Source organism: Aureimonas sp. SK2, from assembly GCF_029813115.1.
In the GTDB taxonomy this organism is placed as follows: Bacteria; Pseudomonadota; Alphaproteobacteria; order Rhizobiales; family Rhizobiaceae; genus Aureimonas.
In genome coordinates this window covers 53,337-71,320 of the sequence record NZ_JAPZDS010000007.1, presented here as the reverse complement: position 1 = coordinate 71,320, position 17,984 = coordinate 53,337, and the positions used below count along the sequence as shown (strand labels likewise).

Here is a 17,984-nt window from a genome sequence, read left to right as displayed (position 1 = left end):
CGCCGGCCTTGCATTGCCGCGTCGTCTACTGATCCTTCAGAAGTGCCGGGATCGAACGGCCATGCTTTGAAGCGCGCGGCCGCTCGTCGAATCCTGCTTCACGATGTCAGAACGGAAAGCGATCGCGCCGGAAGCGCCCGGCATCGATTTCGCGCTCGCGGCGCTCCAGATCCGCGATCGAGGTGGATTCGTTGAGATAGGCGAGTGCCCTTTCTTCGGTGCCGGGCGTTCTGAGCGCTGCGCGCAAGCGGCGGGCGATGTTCATGATCGTTGCCTTCGGTTGTGTTGTCCTCCGGCAAGAATGGTCCTGAGCAGCGCTTGTTGCAATGCAGCATAGCGCAAGGCCGCTATGCGATAGACGCAGCCGTGGTTAACGTCTTCCGTTCGCCCGCAGTCCTTCTGCATGCCTCAAGTCGGCGACGTCCGCGAACCCTGTCCGAAACTTGCGTGCATTGTCGCTTCGTCTCGGCAGGCCGTCGAACGGAATTGCCACGGCGGCGGTCTTTATTACACTTCGATCTCGGAACTCTTCGCCGAATGGGGAGAGGCGGGGGAGAATGAACGGATGAATCCTTCGTACGCACCGCTCGGTACCGCTCGCGGCCTCATCCTTGGATGTCTGATCTCGACGGCGATCTGGATGGCCATCGCGAACATCGTCATTCTGAGCGGCCATCTCTCGATCTGACCGCCATCTACTTCGGACGGTGGCGGCGTCAGCCGTTCGAGGCAACCGACCTCTGCTGCCGGGATTCGGTGGCGGTCTGAAGCGCTTCCAGCACGCGCTCGAACTCGACGGGCTTGGCGAAGACCGGCACGTCGCGGAAGCGCGCCGCGACGAGGGACGGATCGTATGCCGTGAGAAACACGAAGGGCACGCCGCGACGCAGAAGGTCATAGGCGACGGGATAGCTCATCTCGCCGCCCAGGTTGACGTCCATCAGCGCCCCGTCGATGTCCGGATTGCCGGCGATCAGCGCGATGCCCTCCTCGATCGTCCCGGTCGGGCCGATTACGGAAGCGCCCGCGTCCTCCAACTTCTCGGCCAATGGGCGCGCGATCAGGAAGTCGTCTTCGACAAGCAGGATCTGTTTGTTTTCGAGCATGGGGTAAGGCCTGGACTGCGCGTCGTGGAACGGTGGAACAGGGCGTTGAACGCAGCCGGCCCGCTTCGGTTCGCCCGAAGAGTGGCGTGAGGTCGACTTTTCGGAACGGGCCGACCACCGCTTTCCAGAATGAGATTTGAGGGCTTGCGCAAACGCCTGGCTGCCAGTACCTAGCGCCCCGTTGAGGCCTCGTGGCGGAGTGGTGACGCAGAGGACTGCAAATCCTTGCACCCGGGTTCGATTCCCGGCGAGGCCTCCAGCACCCCAGCCCTTACCCTTTCGTCCAGCGCTCGGCATTTTCCGGCCGTGTCGCGTGCCTGGTTCGCTTGTCAGGGGCGAGGGCGGCGCCTAAGGGATGGGCCGAGCAAACGATCCGAGGCCCAACATGGATTTCGCTGCCGCCCGCGTGAAGATGGTCGACAACCAGATTCGCACGACCGACGTCACCTCCCACGAGACGCTGCGCGCCTTCCTGAGCGTGCCGCGCGAGGCGTTCGTGCCGGACGAGCGCAAGGCGCTGGCCTATATCGACAGCGACATTCCGCTCGGCCACAACCGCTTCCTGATCTCGCCGTCGCCTTTGGCCAAGATGATTCAGCTGGCGCAGATCGGGCCGCAGGACGTCGTCCTCGATGTCGGATGCGGCACGGGCTACTCGTCGGCCGTGGTCTCCAAGCTTGCCGGTTCCGTCGTGGCGCTGGAAGAGGATGCCGAGCTCGCCGCCAAGGCCACGGAGACCTTCGATTCGCTGGGCATCGTCAACGCGGCCGTCGTCGCCGGGTCGCTCGCCGCCGGCTGGGCCGGCGAGGCGCCCTACGACGTGATCCTGTTCCAGGGGTCGGTCGAGGAACTGCCGCGCACCCATCTCGACCAGCTCAAGGACCGGGGCCGGCTGGTGGTGGTGGAGCGGTCGGGCGCTTCGGGAATGGCCAAGCTCTACACGAAGGAGGACGGCATCGTGTCCGACCGTTTCGCCTTCAACTGCCATATTCCCGCGTTGCCTGGCTTCGCCAAGCCGCGCGAGTTCGTGTTCTGAACCGATAGGCATGTCGGACGGGCGGCCGGGCTGAGTGTGCCCGCTGTGGATCAAGCCGGTGTGGCCGCTCCGATACATTCATGAAGTGTTATAGTCGGGCCACACCAGCCTGGCAAAAGGTTGAAACGCTGGCGCAGCAGTCTGGCGTTCACACTTCGGTCGGTACATTTGCTTATCGGCATGGTTCGGACGAGCTTCGTCCGTATCCTGCGCGCGCCCGAGTTGATGGTGCGCGTCAGATCTCGGAGAATGCATTTGCGCAAGAAGACGTGGATCCTGGCCTCTCTCTCGGCGCTCCTCATGGCGACGAGCGTCGATCTGGCGAGCGCCGATACGTTGCGCGAGGCGCTGGCCAAAGCCTACGCCAACAGCCAGACCCTCAACGCCGCCCGGGCGCAGTTGCGCGCCACCGACGAGAACGTGCCCCAGGCGCGCGCCGGCCTGCGGCCGACCGTGACCGGCATCGCCACGGCGCAGGGGTCGCGTTCGCGCACCACTCGTGGCGACAATCTCCCGACCGTCAACGACCGCACCGGCGCGCTGGTCGGCGGCATCCGCATCAACCAGACGTTGTTCGACGGCTTCCAGACGCCGAACAACGTCAACGCTGCGCAGGCGCAAGTGCGGGCGGCCCAGAAGAACCTCGACAACACGGTGCAGGACACGTTGCTGAACACCGTGACCGTGTTCATGAACGTCCGGCGCGACCGCGAGATCGCGGCCTTCCGCCGGCAGAGCCTCGCCTTCCTGAACGAGCAGGTGCGCGCCGCGCAGGCTCGCTTCGACGTCGGCGAGGGCACGCGCACGGACGTGGCGCAGGCGCAGGCCGAGCAGGCCCTGGCGACCGCGCTTCTCAACACCGCGTTGTCACAGGTGGCCAGCAGCGAGGCGCAGTATCTCGACGTCATAGGCGATCCGCCGGGCACGCTGGAAGCCGGCACCCCGCCGGGCCGCAGCGCGATCCCGTCGTCGGTCGCCGAGGCGATCCGCGTTTCGCAGGATCAGCACCCCGCGATCCAGGCGACGAAGTTCGCCGTGGACGCCGCCTCCTTCCAGGTGAAGTCGGCGGAAGGCGAGCGGCTTCCCACGCTCAGCGTCCAGGGACAGCTCGACAACACCTATGCCCTGAACGATCAGGATCCGAACAATCTTCCGGGTGTCGACGTCGTCACCCAGAACGAGGTGTCGGGCACGGTGTCGGCGCAGCTCTCGGTGCCGATCTACCAGGGCGGCCTCGTGGCCTCGCGCGTGCGCCAGGCCAAGGAAATCCTGTCGCAGCGGCGTATCGAGGTCGACAACGTGCGGGATCAGGTCCGCTCGGCCGTCGCCAGCGCTTGGGCGCAGCGGCAGGCCGCCGAGGCCAACGTGCAGGGCTATCGCGCCCAGGTGGCCGCCGCGCAGCTCGCGCTCAACGGCGTGGTGGAGGAGCGCAATGTCGGCCAGCGCACGACGCTGGACGTCCTGAACGCGCAGTCCGACGTCATCACCGCGCAGATCCTGCTCGCGGGCGCGCAGCGCGATTCGATCGTCGCCGCCTATACGCTGGCTTCCGCCGTCGGCAGCCTGCAGCCCGAACGTCTCGCGCTGGCGGTGGATCGCTACGAGCCCGAGGAGCACTATCAGGCCGTCCAGGACAAGTGGTACGGCCTGCGCACGCCCGACGGCCGCTGACGTCTGATCCGTCGCCGAGCTGCATCGGCATTCCGACCGCATGTCTTCGCCCACGGCGCTTCGTCGTGGGCGAACGCGTTTCCGGGTGGGGATTGCGCGTGGCACTTCAAGCGGCTTTCCGGGGCATCCGGTCGCGACGAAGAGGCGTGGAGCGTTAAGCGGAAGGCAACCTTACGGCAGGGCAAGGCCTTAAAAATTCGTTTATAATTCGCCCTTCGCACGAGCGGGGGATTCCGATGGCCTGGCGCAAGGGGTAGGGTGGTTCCTGACTCGCGTCGGGTGGCGGCCGCGAGTCTGGAGCGGGTGCGGATTTCATGAGCAAGGCCAGTGTCGCGCAGGAACCGTCGATGGACGAGATCCTCGCATCGATCCGGAAGATCATCGAGACCGGCGACGAGAAGGCGGTCGGCGCCAATCGGGAGGCGGCGGTCGGCGCGGCGCGGCAGATTCCCGCTTTCCTCGCCGGTGCACCCGTTCGGGAAGCGGCAGACGTCCATGCGGCTCCGGCCGACCCCGTTCCTCCGCAGCCGCTTCGCTTCGCCGACGCGTCCGCGACCGTCCGCCCGGCTCGCGAACAGGCGATGCCGGTCTTCGCGCCCGCCGCCGAGGACGATGCCCTGACGGCGGAGCTCGAGACGGAACTCGCCGCGACCTGGGAGCGTATCGAGATCGGTCGCGAGCGCGGCGAGGTCCCCGATGCGGCCGGCCAGCAGGCGACGGCAGATCCGTTCACGAGGAATGAGGCGATGAGCAACGAGCCTTACACGCGTCCTTTCGCCGGCCAGGCCGAGCCCTATCCCTTCCCCAACCGCGCCGAGGCTCAGGCGCACGCGCCCGCCGCCGCCGAGCCCGCGGCCAACTACGAGACGTCGATGGAGCGAACCGCCTTCGAGCCCGCCAATACCGATGCGCGCTTGCAGGAGGAGACCCAGGCCGCCTCGTCGCGCTACGGCGACACGCCGCCGCCGCTGGTGTCCCCCGCGACCGGCCAACTCGTCGGCGCATCCTTCAACGAACTGGCGGAGGCCATTCGGCAGGGCGAGTTGCGCTCGCTCGAGGCGATGGCGCAGGAGATGCTCCAGCCCATGCTCCGTGAATGGCTCGATGACAACCTGCCGAAGATGGTCGAGCGCCTGATCCGCGAGGAGATCGAGCGGCTGGCGCGGGGCGGCGCGAAGCGCTGATCCGCACGCCGTCCGGCGCGATACGGTTCAAGGGGCGTGCCGCCATCGCGGCGCGCCCCTTTTTCGTTTCGCCGGATCGTTCCCGCGCCGTCCGCGCCGTTCGTTGACAATGCCGGGAACTTCCCTGAAACCCGGTCGCGATTTCGACAGAGCTGGATGCCCGCCGATGGAGAAGACATACGATGCCGCCGCGATCGAGCCCCGCGTGGCCGATCGCTGGGAGGCCGCCGACGCATTTCGCGCCGGGGCAGGGGCGAAACCCGGCGCAGACCCGTTCTCCATCGTCATTCCGCCACCCAACGTCACCGGTTCGCTTCATATCGGGCATGCCCTGAACAACACGCTGCAGGACATCCTGGTCCGGCATCGCCGGATGCTGGGGCAGAACGTCCTCTGGCAGCCGGGTCTGGACCATGCCGGCATCGCGACCCAGATGGTGGTCGAGCGTCAGCTTGCCGAGCGCAAGGAGCCGGGCCGCCGCCAGATGGGCCGCGAGGCCTTCATCGAGCGCGTCTGGAAATGGAAGGGCGAGTCGGGCGGCGCGATCCTCGGCCAGCTCCGCCGCCTCGGCGCCTCGTGCGACTGGTCGCGCGAGCGCTTCACGATGGACGAGGGCCTGTCGCGCGCGGTGCGCCGCGTGTTCGTGCGCCTTCATCGCGAAGGGCTGATCTATCGCGACAAGCGGCTGGTCAATTGGGACCCGAAGCTTCTCACCGCGATCTCGGACATCGAGGTCGAGCAGCGCGAGATCAAGGGCAACCTCTGGCACTTCCGCTATCCCGTGGAAGGGCGCGACTACGACCCCGCGAATCCCGAGACGTTCATCACGGTCGCGACCACGCGCCCCGAGACCATGCTCGGCGACTCGGGCGTCGCGGTGAACGGGTCCGACGAGCGCTACGAGGCGCTGGTCGGCAAGCATGTGCGCCTGCCGCTGGTCGGACGCGTCATTCCGGTCGTCGCCGACGACTACGCCGATCCGGAAGCGGGGTCCGGCGCGGTGAAGATCACGCCGGCGCACGACTTCAACGACTTCGAGGTCGGCGAGCGCCACGGGCTGGCGCGCATTTCGGTCCTGGCGCCGGACGCGACGATCTCCATCCGCGACAATGCCGAATTCCTGGAAGGCCTTTTCCCGGCCGACGGCGAGCGGGCGGTCGGCATGTTCGAGGGGCTCGACCGCTTCGCCGCGCGCAAGCTCCTGGTCGACTGGATGGAGAGCGAGGGCTATCTCGCCAAGGTCGAGGACCATGTCCACATGGTGCCGCACGGCGACCGGGGCGGCGTCCCGATCGAGCCGTTCCTGACCGACCAGTGGTATGTCGACACTAAGACGCTGGCCGAGCCGGCTATCGCGAGCGTGCGCGAGGGCCGCACGACTTTCGTGCCGCGCAACTGGGAAAAGACCTATTTCGACTGGATGGAGAACATCCAGCCCTGGTGCATCTCGCGCCAGCTCTGGTGGGGGCACCAGATCCCAGCCTGGTACGGCCCGGACGGCATGGTCTTCGTCGATGAGGACGAGGAATCGGTCGCCGGGGCGGCGCTCGCCCATTACGTCACGAACGGGACGCTGACGGATGCGCAGGCTCGTGAGATGGCCGAGACCGGCTCGCTCTTCGACGGCTTCCTGCGCCGCGACGAGGACGTGCTGGATACGTGGTTCTCGTCGGCGCTCTGGCCCTTCTCGACGCTCGGCTGGCCGGACGAGACGCCGGAGCTTGCGACCTATTACCCGACCAGCGTCCTCGTCAGCGGCTTCGACATCATCTTCTTCTGGGTCGCCCGGATGATGATGATGGGCCTGCACTTCACCGGTCAGGAGCCCTTCGGGACCGTCTACATGCACGCCCTCGTTCGCGACAAGAACGGGGCCAAGATGTCGAAGTCCAAGGGCAATGTGGTCGATCCGCTGGACCTCGTCGAGGAGTTCGGCGCCGACGCGCTGCGCTTCACTCTGGCGATCATGGCGGCGCAGGGGCGCGACGTGAAGCTCGATCCTCAGCGGATCGGCGGCTACCGCAACTTCGGCACCAAGCTCTGGAACGCCACGCGCTTCGCCGAAATGAACGGGGCCGAACACAATGTGGCCGTCGACCCCGATGCGCTGACGCTGCCTTTGAACCGCTGGCTGATGAGCGAGCTGGCGACAGCGATCTCGGAAGTGGACGACGCGCTTCTCTCCTACCGCTTCAACGACGCCGCCGCCGCGATCTACCGCTTCACCTGGAACACCGTCTGCGACTGGTACCTGGAACTCGCCAAGCCCGTCTATCTGGGGGGGGACGAAGCGGCAAAGGTCGAGACGCGGCGTGTCACCGGCTTCGTGCTCGATCGGGTCTATGCGCTGCTGCATCCGTTCATGCCCTTCCTCACGGAAGAGCTTTGGGCCGCGACGGCGGGGCCGCGGCCGCGCGAGGGCCTCCTGTGCCATGCCGAATGGCCGTCGCTCGTCTTCTACGACAAGGAAGCGTCGGACGACTTGAATTGGCTCGTCGGCCTGGTCGGAGAGATTCGCTCCATCCGCGCCGAGATGAATGTGCCGCCGGGCGCCGAGGCGCCGCTCGTGGTGGTGGATGCCGATCCGCTGACGCGCGAGCGCGTCGGCCGTCACGAGGCTGCGCTGAAGCGTCTCGCGCGCCTGTCGAGCATCGAAACCCTCGACGCCGCACCGCCCCAGTCGGTGCAGTTCGTTCTGGACAAGCGGTCCTACGCCCTTCCGCTCGCCGGGATGGTCGACATCGACGCCGAGATCGCGCGCCTGTCCAAGGCGGCCGGCAAGGCGAGGGGCGAAGTGGAGCGGATCGACAAGAAGCTCTCGAACGAGAAGTTCGTCGCCAACGCGCCGGACGACGTGGTCGAGCAGGAGCGCGAGAAGCGGGCGGCCTACCTCGCCGAGGCCGAGAAACTGGAAGCCGCCCTCGCGATGCTCCGCTAGCGAGGTCGCCGCGACCGTTGCCGGACGCTGTAGCGTTCCGGCAACGGTCGTGGACTTCTTCCGTTTACGGAAGACTTGGCGGTCAGGTCCGAGAGTTCGGCGAGAGCTAGTTGCGGCTCAGGAGCCGAAGAGAATTCATATTATATATATTTGGGTTAGCGCGCTTTCCTGCCGTATCGGGTGATCGTTTTCACCGTCGAAATCCTTCTTTCGCCAACCTGTCGCCGTGTTGTGACCCATATTCCCAACGCCGCCGCGACATGACACGGTTCGGTCACAAGGGTGCGGGCACCCGCAGAACGACTATGTGTCCGGGGGGAACATGACGGGTTTCAAGACGCGGCTGGCGCAGACGACTTTCCTGGTGCTGATGGGTGTCGGCGCGGCTCAGGCCGGTGGCTTCCAGCGCGGCACGGCCGATACGGACGTCCTCTACGAGGCAGCTCCGTTCAGCACGCGTCTCGGCTTCACCTACGTCAACCCGCAGCGCGGCTTCGATCGGGTCGAGGGCGTGTCGGGCGACTTCGGCACCTATACCGGCACCTACATGATCCCGAGCGCCGCGCTGAAGCTCGGCAACGATACGGTCGCCTGCGTCGGCAACTATGTCGAGGCCTTCGCGGCCGAGGGTGACTACCGGTCGCTTCCGGGCGGCGCCCAGCCGGCGGCCTTTCCGGGCGGGCCGCGTGTCCGCGATCTCAAGGTCGACTCGGACGAGATCAGCGGCACCTGCCGCATAAGCTACTCCACCAACGGCATGCGCTTCAGCCTGCTCGGCGGTGTCTTCGGCGAGGACTTCAACTTCAACGGCACGAGCCTTGCGACCCGCAACCTCGGCCCGACGCTGCCGGCCGCCCTCCAGGGCGCGCTCGGCGCGCTGGGTGGTCAGCTCCTGCTGCCGGTCGCGCTCACGGCCGACACCAGCGAGGGGTTTGCCGCCGGCTTCCGCATCGGTGCGGCCTTCGAGATCCCCGAGATCGCCCTGCGCGCGCAGGTGCTCTACCGGTCGGAGGTCGAGCACGACAACATCACGGGCACCGGCACGCTGGTGGCTTCGAACAACGCCTTTGTGCAGCTCGCCGACGGGCGCCAGCTGTCGATCCCGACCGCGGCCGCCTTCCTGGCGCAGCGCGGCATCAACGTTCCCGCATCGCTGGTCTCGGCCCTGCCCACCGCCGGCACCGTTCTGGGGAGCAACCTGCCGGCCTTCCAGAACACGGCGACCAGCCCGCAGAGTCTCTACATCAACGCCCAGACGGGCATCGCCGAGGGCACGCTGCTCCTCGCTTCCTTCCGCTGGACGGACTGGAGCACCAACCGCGCGGTCGTGACCACGGTTGCCGGCAACTCCAACGTCAGCCCCTACTACTGGGACGATGGCTATACGGCCACGATCGGCATCGGCCGCGCCTTCAACGAGAACGTCTCGGGCAGCATCTCGATCGGCTACGACAGCGGCGTCTCGACGGGCGCCGAGACGACCTATACCGACCTCTACACGCTGTCCGGCGGTCTCGCGCTCAAGAACACCGACTGGGCCGAACTCCGCGTCGGCGGCCTCGTCGGCTACTGGACGGACGGCGAGCAGCGCCGGACCAGCGGCGCCGTGTTCGACGGCTCGGTCGGCGACGACTGGGTCTACGCCGTGAACGCGTCGCTCAAGCTCTCGTTCTGAACCAGCGCATATCGTTCGACCTCCAACGCCGGCCTTCGGGCCGGCGTTTTCGTTTCCGCGTCCAAGCTTCCCGAAACTGTGGAGCGGCGGCAACACTATTGCAGGCAAGCATCGCCTATAAGTGGGGTGGGGGACGAATGCCGTGCTGCCGCCATAAAGGCGGACCACCCACGATCTCGAAGCACGGGGACGGAATTCGCAGGGCATGATGGCGCGAGCTGTTTTTCCGAAACCCGATGTGGGGGGACGGACCATGAAGACACAATCCGATGGCAGCGGGGCCGCGACGGCCTCGGGCCGTTTGACCGGCCGCTCCGCGTTGGTTCGCCGTCTCTCCCTCGTTTCCGATGCGACGCATGACGATCGTTCGCTCTAGGACCGTCGGCCGGCTCCTGCTGGCGTCGCTTCTGTCAGTCGCCGCGCCCGCGCTGGCCCTCGATCCGACATCGAATCCCGTTCTCGCCAAGCCGTCCAGCCCGCGCGACGTCTTCTCGCTCGGCTTTGCCGCCTACAAGCGCGGCGAGACGGCGGCGGCCATCGACGCCCTCCAGCATGCCGCCGAGCTCGGCCATGCCGGCGCGCGCTGGAAGCTCGGCCAGATGTATGCGGCCGGCGACGGGGTGGTCGAGAACGACTTCGAAGCCTTCAAGATGTTCGAGCAGATCGTGCGCGACCAGGAGGACGACACGGCGTCCTCGCCCAACGCACCCTATGTCGTCAGCGCCGTCCTGGCGCTCGCCGAATACGTGCGCTCCGGCATTTCGGGAACGCCGGTGAAGGCGGACGCGGCGCAGGCGCGCCAGCTCTACACGCACGCCGCCACCTATTTCGGCGACGCCCGCGCTCAGTTCGAGCTGGGTCGCATGCTGCTGGCGGGCGAGGGCGGCCGGGCCAATCCGCGCCAGGCGGCGCGCTGGCTCAAGCTGTCGGCGCACAAGGGCTATGCCAAGGCCGAAGCGCTGCTCGGCTATCTGATCTTCGACGGCGAGGCGATCTCGATGCGGGCCGAACCGGCGCGCGGGTTGGCCATGCTGACGCGCGCCTACAAGGTCGCGACGCCGAAGGACCGCGAGTGGATCCGCCCGCTTCAGGAGGAGGCGTTCTCGCTGTCCTCGGAGGACGACCGCAAGACGGCCATCGCCTTTGCCGCAAGCGCCGATCCGGCGAAGTGAGGCGTCGCTATCGCAGCGCCGCCGGATCGATCTGCACGACCACCGGAACGTGGTCCGACGGCTTCTCCCAGCCGCGCACATGCTTGTCGATCGAGACCGACCGGAGGGCCGCCGCCGCTTCGGGCGAGAGGACCACGTGGTCGATCCGGATGCCGTTGTTCTTCTGCCAAGCGCCCGCCTGGTAATCCCAGAACGTGAAGGTTCCGGCGGCGTCGGTCGAAGCGCGTAGCGCGTCCGTCAGGCCGAGGTTGAGAAGGCGCCGATAGGCCTCGCGGCTCTCCGGCTGGAAGAGGGCGTCCTCCGTCCAGGCGGCCGGGTTCTTCACGTCCTCTGGCTGCGGAATGACGTTGTAGTCCCCGGCGAGGACGAAAGGCAGTTCGGCGGCGAGAGCCCGGCGCGCATGGGCCTCCAGCCGCTTCATCCAGGCCAGCTTGTAGGTGAACTTCTTCGTGCCGATCGGATTGCCGTTCGGCAGGTAGAGCGAGGCGAACCGCAGCCGCTTGGCCCCGATTTCCCAGGTGCCCTCGATGAAGCGAGCCTGCTCGTCGGCGTCGTCACCGGGAAGGCCGCGCTCGACTGCGACCGGCGGCGTGCGCGACAGCAGCGCGACGCCGTTGAAGCCCTTCTGGCCGTGGGTCTCGACATGCCAGCCGCGCGATTCGAGTTCGGCGCGCGGGAACCCCTCGTCGACGCTCTTGATCTCCTGCAGGCCGACGATGTCGGGCTGGCGCTCGTCGAGCCAAGCGAGGAGCGTGTCGAACCGGGCCTTGACGCCGTTGATGTTCCAGGTGGCGAGCAGCATGGGCTTGTCCGAACGCAGAAGGGTCGCGGAGGCCATGCCCTCCGCTCCCGTCCCTGTCAAATCGCGAAGGAGGTTCCACAGCCGCAGGAAGCGGTAGCGTTCGGGTTGCGGATCTGGAACGACTGGCCCATCAGGTCGTCGACGAAATCGACCACCGAGCCGTCGAGATAGGCGAGCGAGGTCTGGTCCACGAGAACGCGCGCGCCGTCCTTCTCGATCACGAGGTCGTCGCTCTCGGTCTCGTGGGTGAGGTCGAACTTGTAGGAGAAGCCCGAGCAGCCGCCGCCTTCCACGGAGATGCGCAGCGCGTTGTCGGACTGGCTCCTGGCGAGGATCGCCTTGATCCGGCGGGCAGCCGCGTCGGACACGGTGATGTTGGTGGCGAGCGTGTCGCTCATGGCTGATCCGAAACCGCTTGGCGCGCTTCGGCCTCTTGTTGTTGGGGTCGTGCCTCTAAGGTATGGACGCGAACGGGGAGGGTCAATCTCGCCCGAAAGCACGGGGCCGCATGTCGGACTGGACGGAGCATCGCATCGGGACGGGCCATGACGGGCTGGCGTCCTTCGCCGTCCATGCCGAGGAGTCGCGCGGGCGGCTGTTTCCCGAGCCGGACAGCCGCACCCGCACGCCCTTCCAGCGCGACCGCGACCGCATCGTCCATTCCACCGCCTTTCGGCGCCTCAAGCACAAGACGCAGGTCTTCGTCGCCTACGAGGGCGACCACTACCGCACACGCCTGACCCACACGATCGAGGTCTCGCAGATCGCCCGCGCCTTCGCCCGCGCGCTGCGGCTGGACGAGGATTTGACCGAAGCCGTCGCGCTCGTCCACGACTTCGGCCACACGCCCTTCGGCCATGCCGGGGAACGCGCGCTCGACCGCAAGCTCGAGGCCTTCGGCGGCTTCGACCACAACGCGCAGTCGCTGCGGATCGTCACCGCGCTGGAGCGGCGCTATGCCGAGTTCGACGGGCTGAACCTCACCTTCGAGACGCTGGAAGGGCTCGTGAAGCACAACGGGCCGCTGACGGGGCCGAACGCGCCGTCGCCCCATCCCGTCCCGCCGCAGATCGCCGCCTTCGACGCGCGCTTCCCCCTGGCGCTCGACCGATTTGCGAGCCTCGAGGCGCAAGCCGCTGCGATCTCTGACGACATCGCCTACAACACCCACGACCTGGACGACGGGTTGCGCGCCGGACTGATCGCGCTGGACGACCTCGAGCAACTCGAACTGGCCGGCGACATCCTGCGCGAGGTGCGCGCCCGGCATCCCGGTCTCGACCCGGTGCGCACCGGCCACGAGATCATGCGGCGGCACATCACGCGCATGGTCGAGGACGTGATCGCCACGACGCTGGCGCGTCTCGACGCGGACGGAATCGGCAGTGCCGAGGACGTGCGCGCCGCTTCCCGGACGATCGTCGATTTCTCCGGCCCGATGCGCGAGCAGGTGGCGCAGACCCGTGCCTTCCTGTTCCGGCGGGTCTATCGCAACCCCAAGGTGTTCGGGGCGATGGAGCAGGCGGAACGGGTCGTGGAGGCCCTGTTCGACCGGTTCGTGGAAACGCCGAGCCTTCTTCCCGACGGCTGGGCCGAGAAGGCCATCGGCCTTCCGCCGGAGCGGCTGGTGCGGCATGTCGGGGACTATCTCTCGGGAATGACCGACAGTTTCGCGCTCGCCGAGCACCGCCGATTGTTTGACGCTACGCCCGATTTGCGCTAGCGCCGCCGCTCGCAAGGGCCTTCGGGCCGCCCATTCCAGCGCGCGGCGCGGCGCAAGCGCCCGTTCTCGCCAGAGCCGGACATATCTGATGAACATCTTCGCCGACTTCGAGCAGCGCATTCGGGAACGGGTCGAAGCGGTTCTGCGCGCTCGCGGAACGGCGGATGCGGATCTGTCGCGCATCGGCGTCGAGCCGCCGCGCGACCCGTCGCACGGAGACCTGTCGACCAATGCCGCCATGGTTCTGGCAAAGCCGCTCGGCGCCAAGCCGCGCGAGCTGGCTGACGCCTTCGCCGAGGCGCTGCGCGAGGATGCAGACGTCGAGACGGTGGAGGTCGCCGGCCCCGGCTTCATCAACCTGCGGCTCAAGACCGCCTTCTGGACGCAGCACCTGCACGGCCTTCTGGCGCGTGGCCTCGACTATGGCCGGGGCGAGGCGACCGGTCATAAGGTGAATGTCGAATACGTCTCGGCCAATCCGACCGGGCCGCTGCATGTCGGCCATTGCCGGGGCGCGGTCGTGGGCGATGCCATCGCCAATGTCATGGCCTTTGCCGGCAACGACGTTTCGAAGGAATACTACATCAACGACGCGGGCGCCCAGATCGAGGTGCTCGCGCGCTCGACCTTCCTTCGTTATCGCGAGGCGCTGGGCGAGACGATCGGCGAGATTCCGGCCGGCCTCTATCCCGGCGACTATCTCAAGACCGTCGGCGCCGCGCTCGCGATCCGCTACGGCCGCGAGTTCCTGGACCAGGACGAGTCGGAATGGCTGCCGACCGTGAAGGCCTATGCGATCGCGGCCATGATGATGTCGATCCGCGACGACCTGAAGGCGCTGGATATCGTGCAGGACGTGTTCTTCTCGGAGAAGACGCTGCACGAGGGCGACCCGAGCCGGATCACCCGGGCGGTCGAGGACCTGCGCGAGAAGGGCTTCGTCTACCAGGGCACCCTGCCGCCGCCCAAGGGCCAGCTTCCGGAGGACTGGGAAGACCGAGAGCAGACGCTTCTGCGCTCCACCGATGTGGGCGACGATGTCGATCGGCCGCTGGTGAAGTCCGACGGCACCTACACCTACTTCGCCGCCGACGTCGCCTACTTCGCCGACAAGTTCGCCCGCGGCTTCGACGAGATGGTCTATGTGCTGGGCGCCGACCATGGCGGCTACGTCAAGCGGCTGGAAGCCGTCGCCAAGGCGGTGGCCGGCGACAAGGCGCATGTCGACGTGGTGCTGTGCCAGCTCGTCAAGCTCTTCCGCAACGGCGAGCCGGTGCGCATGTCCAAGCGCGCAGGGGAGTTCGTCACGCTCGCCGACGTCGTGAACGAGGTTGGGCGCGACCCCGTGCGCTTCATGATGCTGTTCCGCAAAAGCGACGCGCCGCTTGACTTCGACTTCCAGAAGGTGACGGAGCAGTCCAAGGACAATCCGGTCTTCTACGTCCAGTACGCGCACGCCCGCGCCCGCTCGATCATGCGGCAGGCGGAGGGCGAGGGCATCGACACATCGGCCCTCGATGGTGTGGACGCCGAGACCTTGGCGCTCCTGACCGACGAGGGCGAACTCGCGCTGATCCGCAAGCTGGCCGAGTATCCGCGCCTGATCCAGGCCGCTTCGCAGGCCAAGGAGCCGCATCGGCTGGCCTTCTATCTCTACGACCTCGCTTCGGCGTTCCACGGCCAGTACAATCGGGGCAAGGACCACCCCGAGTTACGCTTCGTTAAGGCTAACGATGCGAAAACAAGCGCAGCGCGTCTCGGACTGGTGCAGGCCGTGGCCTTCGTCATCGCCTCCGGCCTGCGTCTCGTAGGGGTTCAGGCACCCGAGGAGATGCGCTGACCGGACCACGCTTTGAACAAGTTCGCGCCCTAGAGGCGGACCTCGTTCGATCGCACGGTCCGGGTGTGCGGCTCGTCTTGCGAAAATGGGGTCTGGTCATGAAGGACGCGAAGGGTTTCGGCGGTCGCAGCGCGGGCGAGGGCGATCGCTATTCCGACGTGGCCCGCCACGTCGATCCGCCCATGGCCCCCGCACGCTCCCAGGCCGGTCCCTATAGCGGCTTCGAGCCCGTCGAAGTCCGCTCCGACGACTGGGAGAGCTTCACCTACGAGCCGAAGGGCACTGCGCCCCAGATTCAGGTCGGTGCCGGAGATCGCGCCGCTGCGGCTCCCGCGCCCGGGTCGCTGCCGCGCGGCATCCGCGGCAGCGGCGATGCCGACCGGCAGATCGAAGAGGCGCTTCTCGGCCTCAGCATGCCCGCGCGTCCGCGCAACACCAATCCGGCGGAGACGCAGTCCTTCGCGCCCGCCCGCGATTCCGATTTCGAACTGGAGCCGCGTCAGCCCATCACGCTCGACGACTTCGACGAGCTGATCAACAGCGAGCTGGCCGCCATCCGCAATCCGACGCCTCAGCCCACGCAGCGCGACGAGGCGTTCGCGCAGATGTTCGATGACGAACTGGATGCAGAGGGCCACTACGAGCCCTATGACGACTATCCCGTTCGCAAGCCGTCGCGGTTGCGCGGCGTGATGCTGATGGGTGGCGTCGCCGTGGTGGCGATCGTCGCCGTGGCCGGCGCCTCGACGCTGCTGCTCGGCGGCGGCGGCGTGGGGAGCTCGGGTGACGGGTCGCTGCTGATCAAGGCGGACGCCGAGCCCTACAAGATCGCGCCGGTCGATCCCGGCGGCAAGACGATCCCCAACCAGAACAAGGCCGTGTACCAGAAGGTGTCGGGCGTTTCCTCGGCGACCCCGCCGAAGCAGGAGGCGCTGGTGACCGCCATGGAAGAGCCGATCGACATCGCCGACGAGGACGATGCGCCCGTCGATTCGCTCCCAGGCGTCGAGGTGGGCGAGCAGATTCCGCTTCCGGGCAAGGAGACGGCCGAGGCGGCCAAGCCCAAGGCGGACGACGGCACCCTGCAGCCGCGCAAGGTGCGCACGCTCTCCGTTCGGCCCGACGGCACGCTGGTCGCTACCGAGGTTCCCGCCGCCGGCACCTCGCTGCTGACGGCCGCGACCTCTATGGAGGCGCATGCAGCGACGCTCGACCCCGTCGCCGGCATCGCGCCGCAGATGCCCTTCGGCATGGACCAGCCCGAGATCACCACCGCTTCGACCGCTCCCCAGCCTGTCGAAGCCGCCGCCGCTCCGGCCCCCGTGGAGGTGCCGGCCGCCGCTCCGGAGACGGCGCCCCAGCAGGTGGCGGCTCTGGAGGAAGCCCCGGCACCCGCCGACGCGTTCTTCGTGCAGATCGCCTCCCAGCCGTCGCAGGAGGCGGCGCAGCAGTCGCTGTCGAACCTCGGCAAGCGCTATTCCAGCGTCATCGGCGGTCGGAGCCTCGGCATCAAGTCGGCGGAAATTCCCGGCAAGGGCACCTACTACCGCGTGCGCGTGGCGACGGCATCCAGAAGCGAGGCGAACTCCTTGTGCGAAAGCCTGAAATCGGCCGGCGGCAGCTGCTTCGTGACGCGCTGACCCTCGGCGCCGCCGCGGCCCTCGGGGTCGGGGCGGCATGGCGCAGGACATTGGGTCCGGCAGACGAATACAAAGCTTCCACTTCCGGCAGGACGCGTGCGATGAGCGGATCGAAGGCCTGGATCTCGGGCTGCATCGGCCAACGGCTGAACGCCGACGAGCGCGCGTTCTTCGCGGACGAACGGCCGTGGGGCTTCATCCTGTTCGGACGCAACATCGGCGAGCCGCAGCAGGTGCGCGACCTTGTGGCCGAGCTGAAGGAGGTTCGCGGCGGCGAGCACGTTCCGATCCTGATCGACCAGGAAGGCGGCCGGGTCCAGCGGCTGCGACCGCCCTTCGCCCCGCGCTTTCCCCCGACGGCGGAGGTCGGGCGGGTCTATCTGGCGGACGAGGCGGCCGGGCGGCGCGCCGCTTGGCTTCAGGGCCGGCTTCTCGCCGACGATCTGCTGAACGGCTACGGCATCAACACCAACTGCATTCCCTGCCTCGACCTTCCCGCGCCGGGCTCGCATTCGATCATCGGCGACCGGGCCTACGGCGACCGTCCGGAGATCGTGGCCCTTCTCGGCCGCGCCGCCGCCACCGGTCTCGCCGCTGGCGGCGTTCTGCCGGTGATGAAGCACATCCCCGGCCATGGGCGCGCCGAAGCGGACAGCCATCTCGAACTGCCGACCGTGCGCGCCGGCCGGGCTGAACTGGAGGCGCACGATTTCCTGCCCTTCGCAGAGCTCGCCGACCTTCCTGCCGGCATGACCGCTCATATCCGCTTCGAGGCGCTCGATCCGGACCGACCGGCCACCCTTTCGCCGCGCGTCATATCCGGCATCATTCGCGGCACGCTGCGCTTCGACGGCCTTCTGATGAGCGACGACATGTCGATGAAGGCACTGCAGGGCGACATGGCGGACCTCGCGCGCGCCGCGATCGACGCAGGCTGCGACCTCGCGCTCCATTGCAACGGCGACATGACCGAGATGCGTGCCGTCGCTTCCGCCGTGCCCGAGCTGACGGGCGAGAGCCTGGCGCGCGCCGAGCGGGCAAGGGACGTCATCCGCTGCGGCCCGTCCGTGCCCGCCGACGAAGCGATGCGCGCCGAGTTCGCGGAGCTGTTAGGTCTCACGGCTTGAGCCCGCTCCCATGAGAGGTTAGGTCCGAAGGACGGGGAGGGTGATCCTCCCGTCCGGCGGAAGGATGGGC

General features: G+C 67.5%; 15 protein-coding genes and 1 tRNA gene. 12 read left to right on the top strand and 4 right to left on the bottom strand.

From position 1 onward, the window contains the following. Positions 1-106: 106 nt before the first annotated feature. Complete coding sequence (locus O5O54_RS10555; RefSeq protein WP_279481488.1) at positions 107-265, bottom strand: DUF3563 family protein; 159 nt, start codon at positions 263-265, stop codon at positions 107-109. A 138-nt stretch (positions 266-403) separates the two neighbouring features. On the opposite strand from O5O54_RS10555, the gene O5O54_RS10550 reads away from it, so the two are divergent. After that, the gene (locus O5O54_RS10550; RefSeq protein WP_279481487.1) at positions 404-688 is read left to right on the top strand and encodes a hypothetical protein; all 285 of its coding nucleotides are present in this window, start codon (positions 404-406) and stop codon (positions 686-688) included. Between the two features lie 28 nt (positions 689-716). On the opposite strand, the gene O5O54_RS10545 is transcribed toward O5O54_RS10550, so the two are convergent. Next, positions 717-1,106 (bottom strand): response regulator, encoded by a 390-nt coding sequence (locus tag O5O54_RS10545; protein ID WP_279481485.1) that lies wholly within the window; start codon positions 1,104-1,106, stop codon positions 717-719. Positions 1,107-1,291: 185 nt separating this feature from the next. Here O5O54_RS10545 and O5O54_RS10540 point away from each other — a divergent pair. From O5O54_RS10540 to O5O54_RS10510, 7 genes are all read left to right on the top strand, one after another. Continuing rightward, a tRNA-Cys gene (locus O5O54_RS10540) sits at positions 1,292-1,365 on the top strand. A 126-nt stretch (positions 1,366-1,491) separates the two neighbouring features. Further along, complete coding sequence (locus O5O54_RS10535; protein WP_279481484.1) at positions 1,492-2,142, top strand: protein-L-isoaspartate O-methyltransferase; 651 nt, start codon at positions 1,492-1,494, stop codon at positions 2,140-2,142. A gap of 249 nt (positions 2,143-2,391) precedes the next feature. Further along, positions 2,392-3,813: a TolC family outer membrane protein gene (locus tag O5O54_RS10530; protein ID WP_279481483.1), complete on the top strand. Its 1,422-nt coding sequence runs from the start codon at positions 2,392-2,394 to the stop codon at positions 3,811-3,813. Positions 3,814-4,127: 314 nt separating this feature from the next. Continuing rightward, positions 4,128-4,997, top strand: coding sequence for a PopZ family protein (locus O5O54_RS10525; RefSeq protein ID WP_279481481.1), 870 nt, complete (start codon positions 4,128-4,130; stop codon positions 4,995-4,997). A gap of 166 nt (positions 4,998-5,163) precedes the next feature. Continuing rightward, positions 5,164-7,935, top strand: coding sequence for a valine--tRNA ligase (locus O5O54_RS10520; RefSeq protein WP_279481480.1), 2,772 nt, complete (start codon positions 5,164-5,166; stop codon positions 7,933-7,935). Between the two features lie 322 nt (positions 7,936-8,257). Continuing rightward, a complete protein-coding gene (locus tag O5O54_RS10515; RefSeq protein ID WP_279481479.1) occupies positions 8,258-9,610 on the top strand; it encodes a long-chain fatty acid transporter in 1,353 nt (450 codons plus the stop codon). 356 nt (positions 9,611-9,966) lie between these two features. Then, complete coding sequence (locus O5O54_RS10510; protein ID WP_279481478.1) at positions 9,967-10,782, top strand: tetratricopeptide repeat protein; 816 nt, start codon at positions 9,967-9,969, stop codon at positions 10,780-10,782. A 7-nt stretch (positions 10,783-10,789) separates the two neighbouring features. Here O5O54_RS10510 and xth read toward each other — a convergent pair whose 3' ends face one another. Both xth and erpA read right to left on the bottom strand, forming a co-directional pair. Continuing rightward, positions 10,790-11,584 carry an exodeoxyribonuclease III gene (xth, locus tag O5O54_RS10505; RefSeq protein ID WP_279481809.1) on the bottom strand — a complete coding sequence of 265 codons (795 nt, stop codon included), beginning with the start codon at positions 11,582-11,584 and terminating at the stop codon, positions 10,790-10,792. Between the two features lie 56 nt (positions 11,585-11,640). Further along, entirely contained in the window at positions 11,641-11,982 is a 342-nt protein-coding gene (erpA, locus tag O5O54_RS10500; RefSeq protein WP_279481475.1) for an iron-sulfur cluster insertion protein ErpA, read from the bottom strand. Between the two features lie 110 nt (positions 11,983-12,092). Here erpA and O5O54_RS10495 point away from each other — a divergent pair, with 110 nt between their 5' ends. The 4 genes from O5O54_RS10495 to nagZ all read left to right on the top strand — a co-directional run bounded on the left by O5O54_RS10495 (position 12,093) and on the right by nagZ (position 17,914). Next, complete coding sequence (locus O5O54_RS10495) at positions 12,093-13,307, top strand: deoxyguanosinetriphosphate triphosphohydrolase (protein WP_347814881.1); 1,215 nt, start codon at positions 12,093-12,095, stop codon at positions 13,305-13,307. Between the two features lie 88 nt (positions 13,308-13,395). Further along, positions 13,396-15,147: an arginine--tRNA ligase gene (gene argS / locus O5O54_RS10490; RefSeq protein WP_279481473.1), complete on the top strand. Its 1,752-nt coding sequence runs from the start codon at positions 13,396-13,398 to the stop codon at positions 15,145-15,147. A gap of 98 nt (positions 15,148-15,245) precedes the next feature. Beyond that, positions 15,246-16,787, top strand: coding sequence for an SPOR domain-containing protein (locus tag O5O54_RS10485; RefSeq protein ID WP_279481471.1), 1,542 nt, complete (start codon positions 15,246-15,248; stop codon positions 16,785-16,787). Between the two features lie 101 nt (positions 16,788-16,888). Next, the gene (gene nagZ, locus O5O54_RS10480) at positions 16,889-17,914 is read left to right on the top strand and encodes a beta-N-acetylhexosaminidase (RefSeq protein WP_279481470.1); all 1,026 of its coding nucleotides are present in this window, start codon (positions 16,889-16,891) and stop codon (positions 17,912-17,914) included. Positions 17,915-17,984 lie beyond the last annotated feature (70 nt).

Bases quoted from the DNA above. Each gene is read 5' to 3' on its own strand.
- O5O54_RS10495 (WP_347814881.1), top strand. From the start codon at position 12,093: ATGTCGGACTGGACGGAGCATCGCATCGGGACGGGCCATGACGGGCTG.
- O5O54_RS10550 (WP_279481487.1), top strand. From the start codon at position 404: ATGCCTCAAGTCGGCGACGTCCGCGAACCCTGTCCGAAACTTGCGTGC.
- O5O54_RS10510 (WP_279481478.1), top strand. From the start codon at position 9,967: ATGACGATCGTTCGCTCTAGGACCGTCGGCCGGCTCCTGCTGGCGTCG.
- O5O54_RS10515 (WP_279481479.1), top strand. From the start codon at position 8,258: ATGACGGGTTTCAAGACGCGGCTGGCGCAGACGACTTTCCTGGTGCTG.
- erpA (WP_279481475.1), bottom strand. From the start codon at position 11,982: ATGAGCGACACGCTCGCCACCAACATCACCGTGTCCGACGCGGCTGCC.
- O5O54_RS10530 (WP_279481483.1), top strand. From the start codon at position 2,392: ATGCATTTGCGCAAGAAGACGTGGATCCTGGCCTCTCTCTCGGCGCTC.
- xth (WP_279481809.1), bottom strand. From the start codon at position 11,584: ATGCTGCTCGCCACCTGGAACATCAACGGCGTCAAGGCCCGGTTCGAC.
- argS (WP_279481473.1), top strand. From the start codon at position 13,396: ATGAACATCTTCGCCGACTTCGAGCAGCGCATTCGGGAACGGGTCGAA.
- O5O54_RS10525 (WP_279481481.1), top strand. From the start codon at position 4,128: ATGAGCAAGGCCAGTGTCGCGCAGGAACCGTCGATGGACGAGATCCTC.
- O5O54_RS10520 (WP_279481480.1), top strand. From the start codon at position 5,164: ATGGAGAAGACATACGATGCCGCCGCGATCGAGCCCCGCGTGGCCGAT.
- O5O54_RS10485 (WP_279481471.1), top strand. From the start codon at position 15,246: ATGAAGGACGCGAAGGGTTTCGGCGGTCGCAGCGCGGGCGAGGGCGAT.
- O5O54_RS10545 (WP_279481485.1), bottom strand. From the start codon at position 1,106: ATGCTCGAAAACAAACAGATCCTGCTTGTCGAAGACGACTTCCTGATC.
- O5O54_RS10535 (WP_279481484.1), top strand. From the start codon at position 1,492: ATGGATTTCGCTGCCGCCCGCGTGAAGATGGTCGACAACCAGATTCGC.
- nagZ (WP_279481470.1), top strand. From the start codon at position 16,889: ATGAGCGGATCGAAGGCCTGGATCTCGGGCTGCATCGGCCAACGGCTG.
- O5O54_RS10555 (WP_279481488.1), bottom strand. From the start codon at position 265: ATGAACATCGCCCGCCGCTTGCGCGCAGCGCTCAGAACGCCCGGCACC.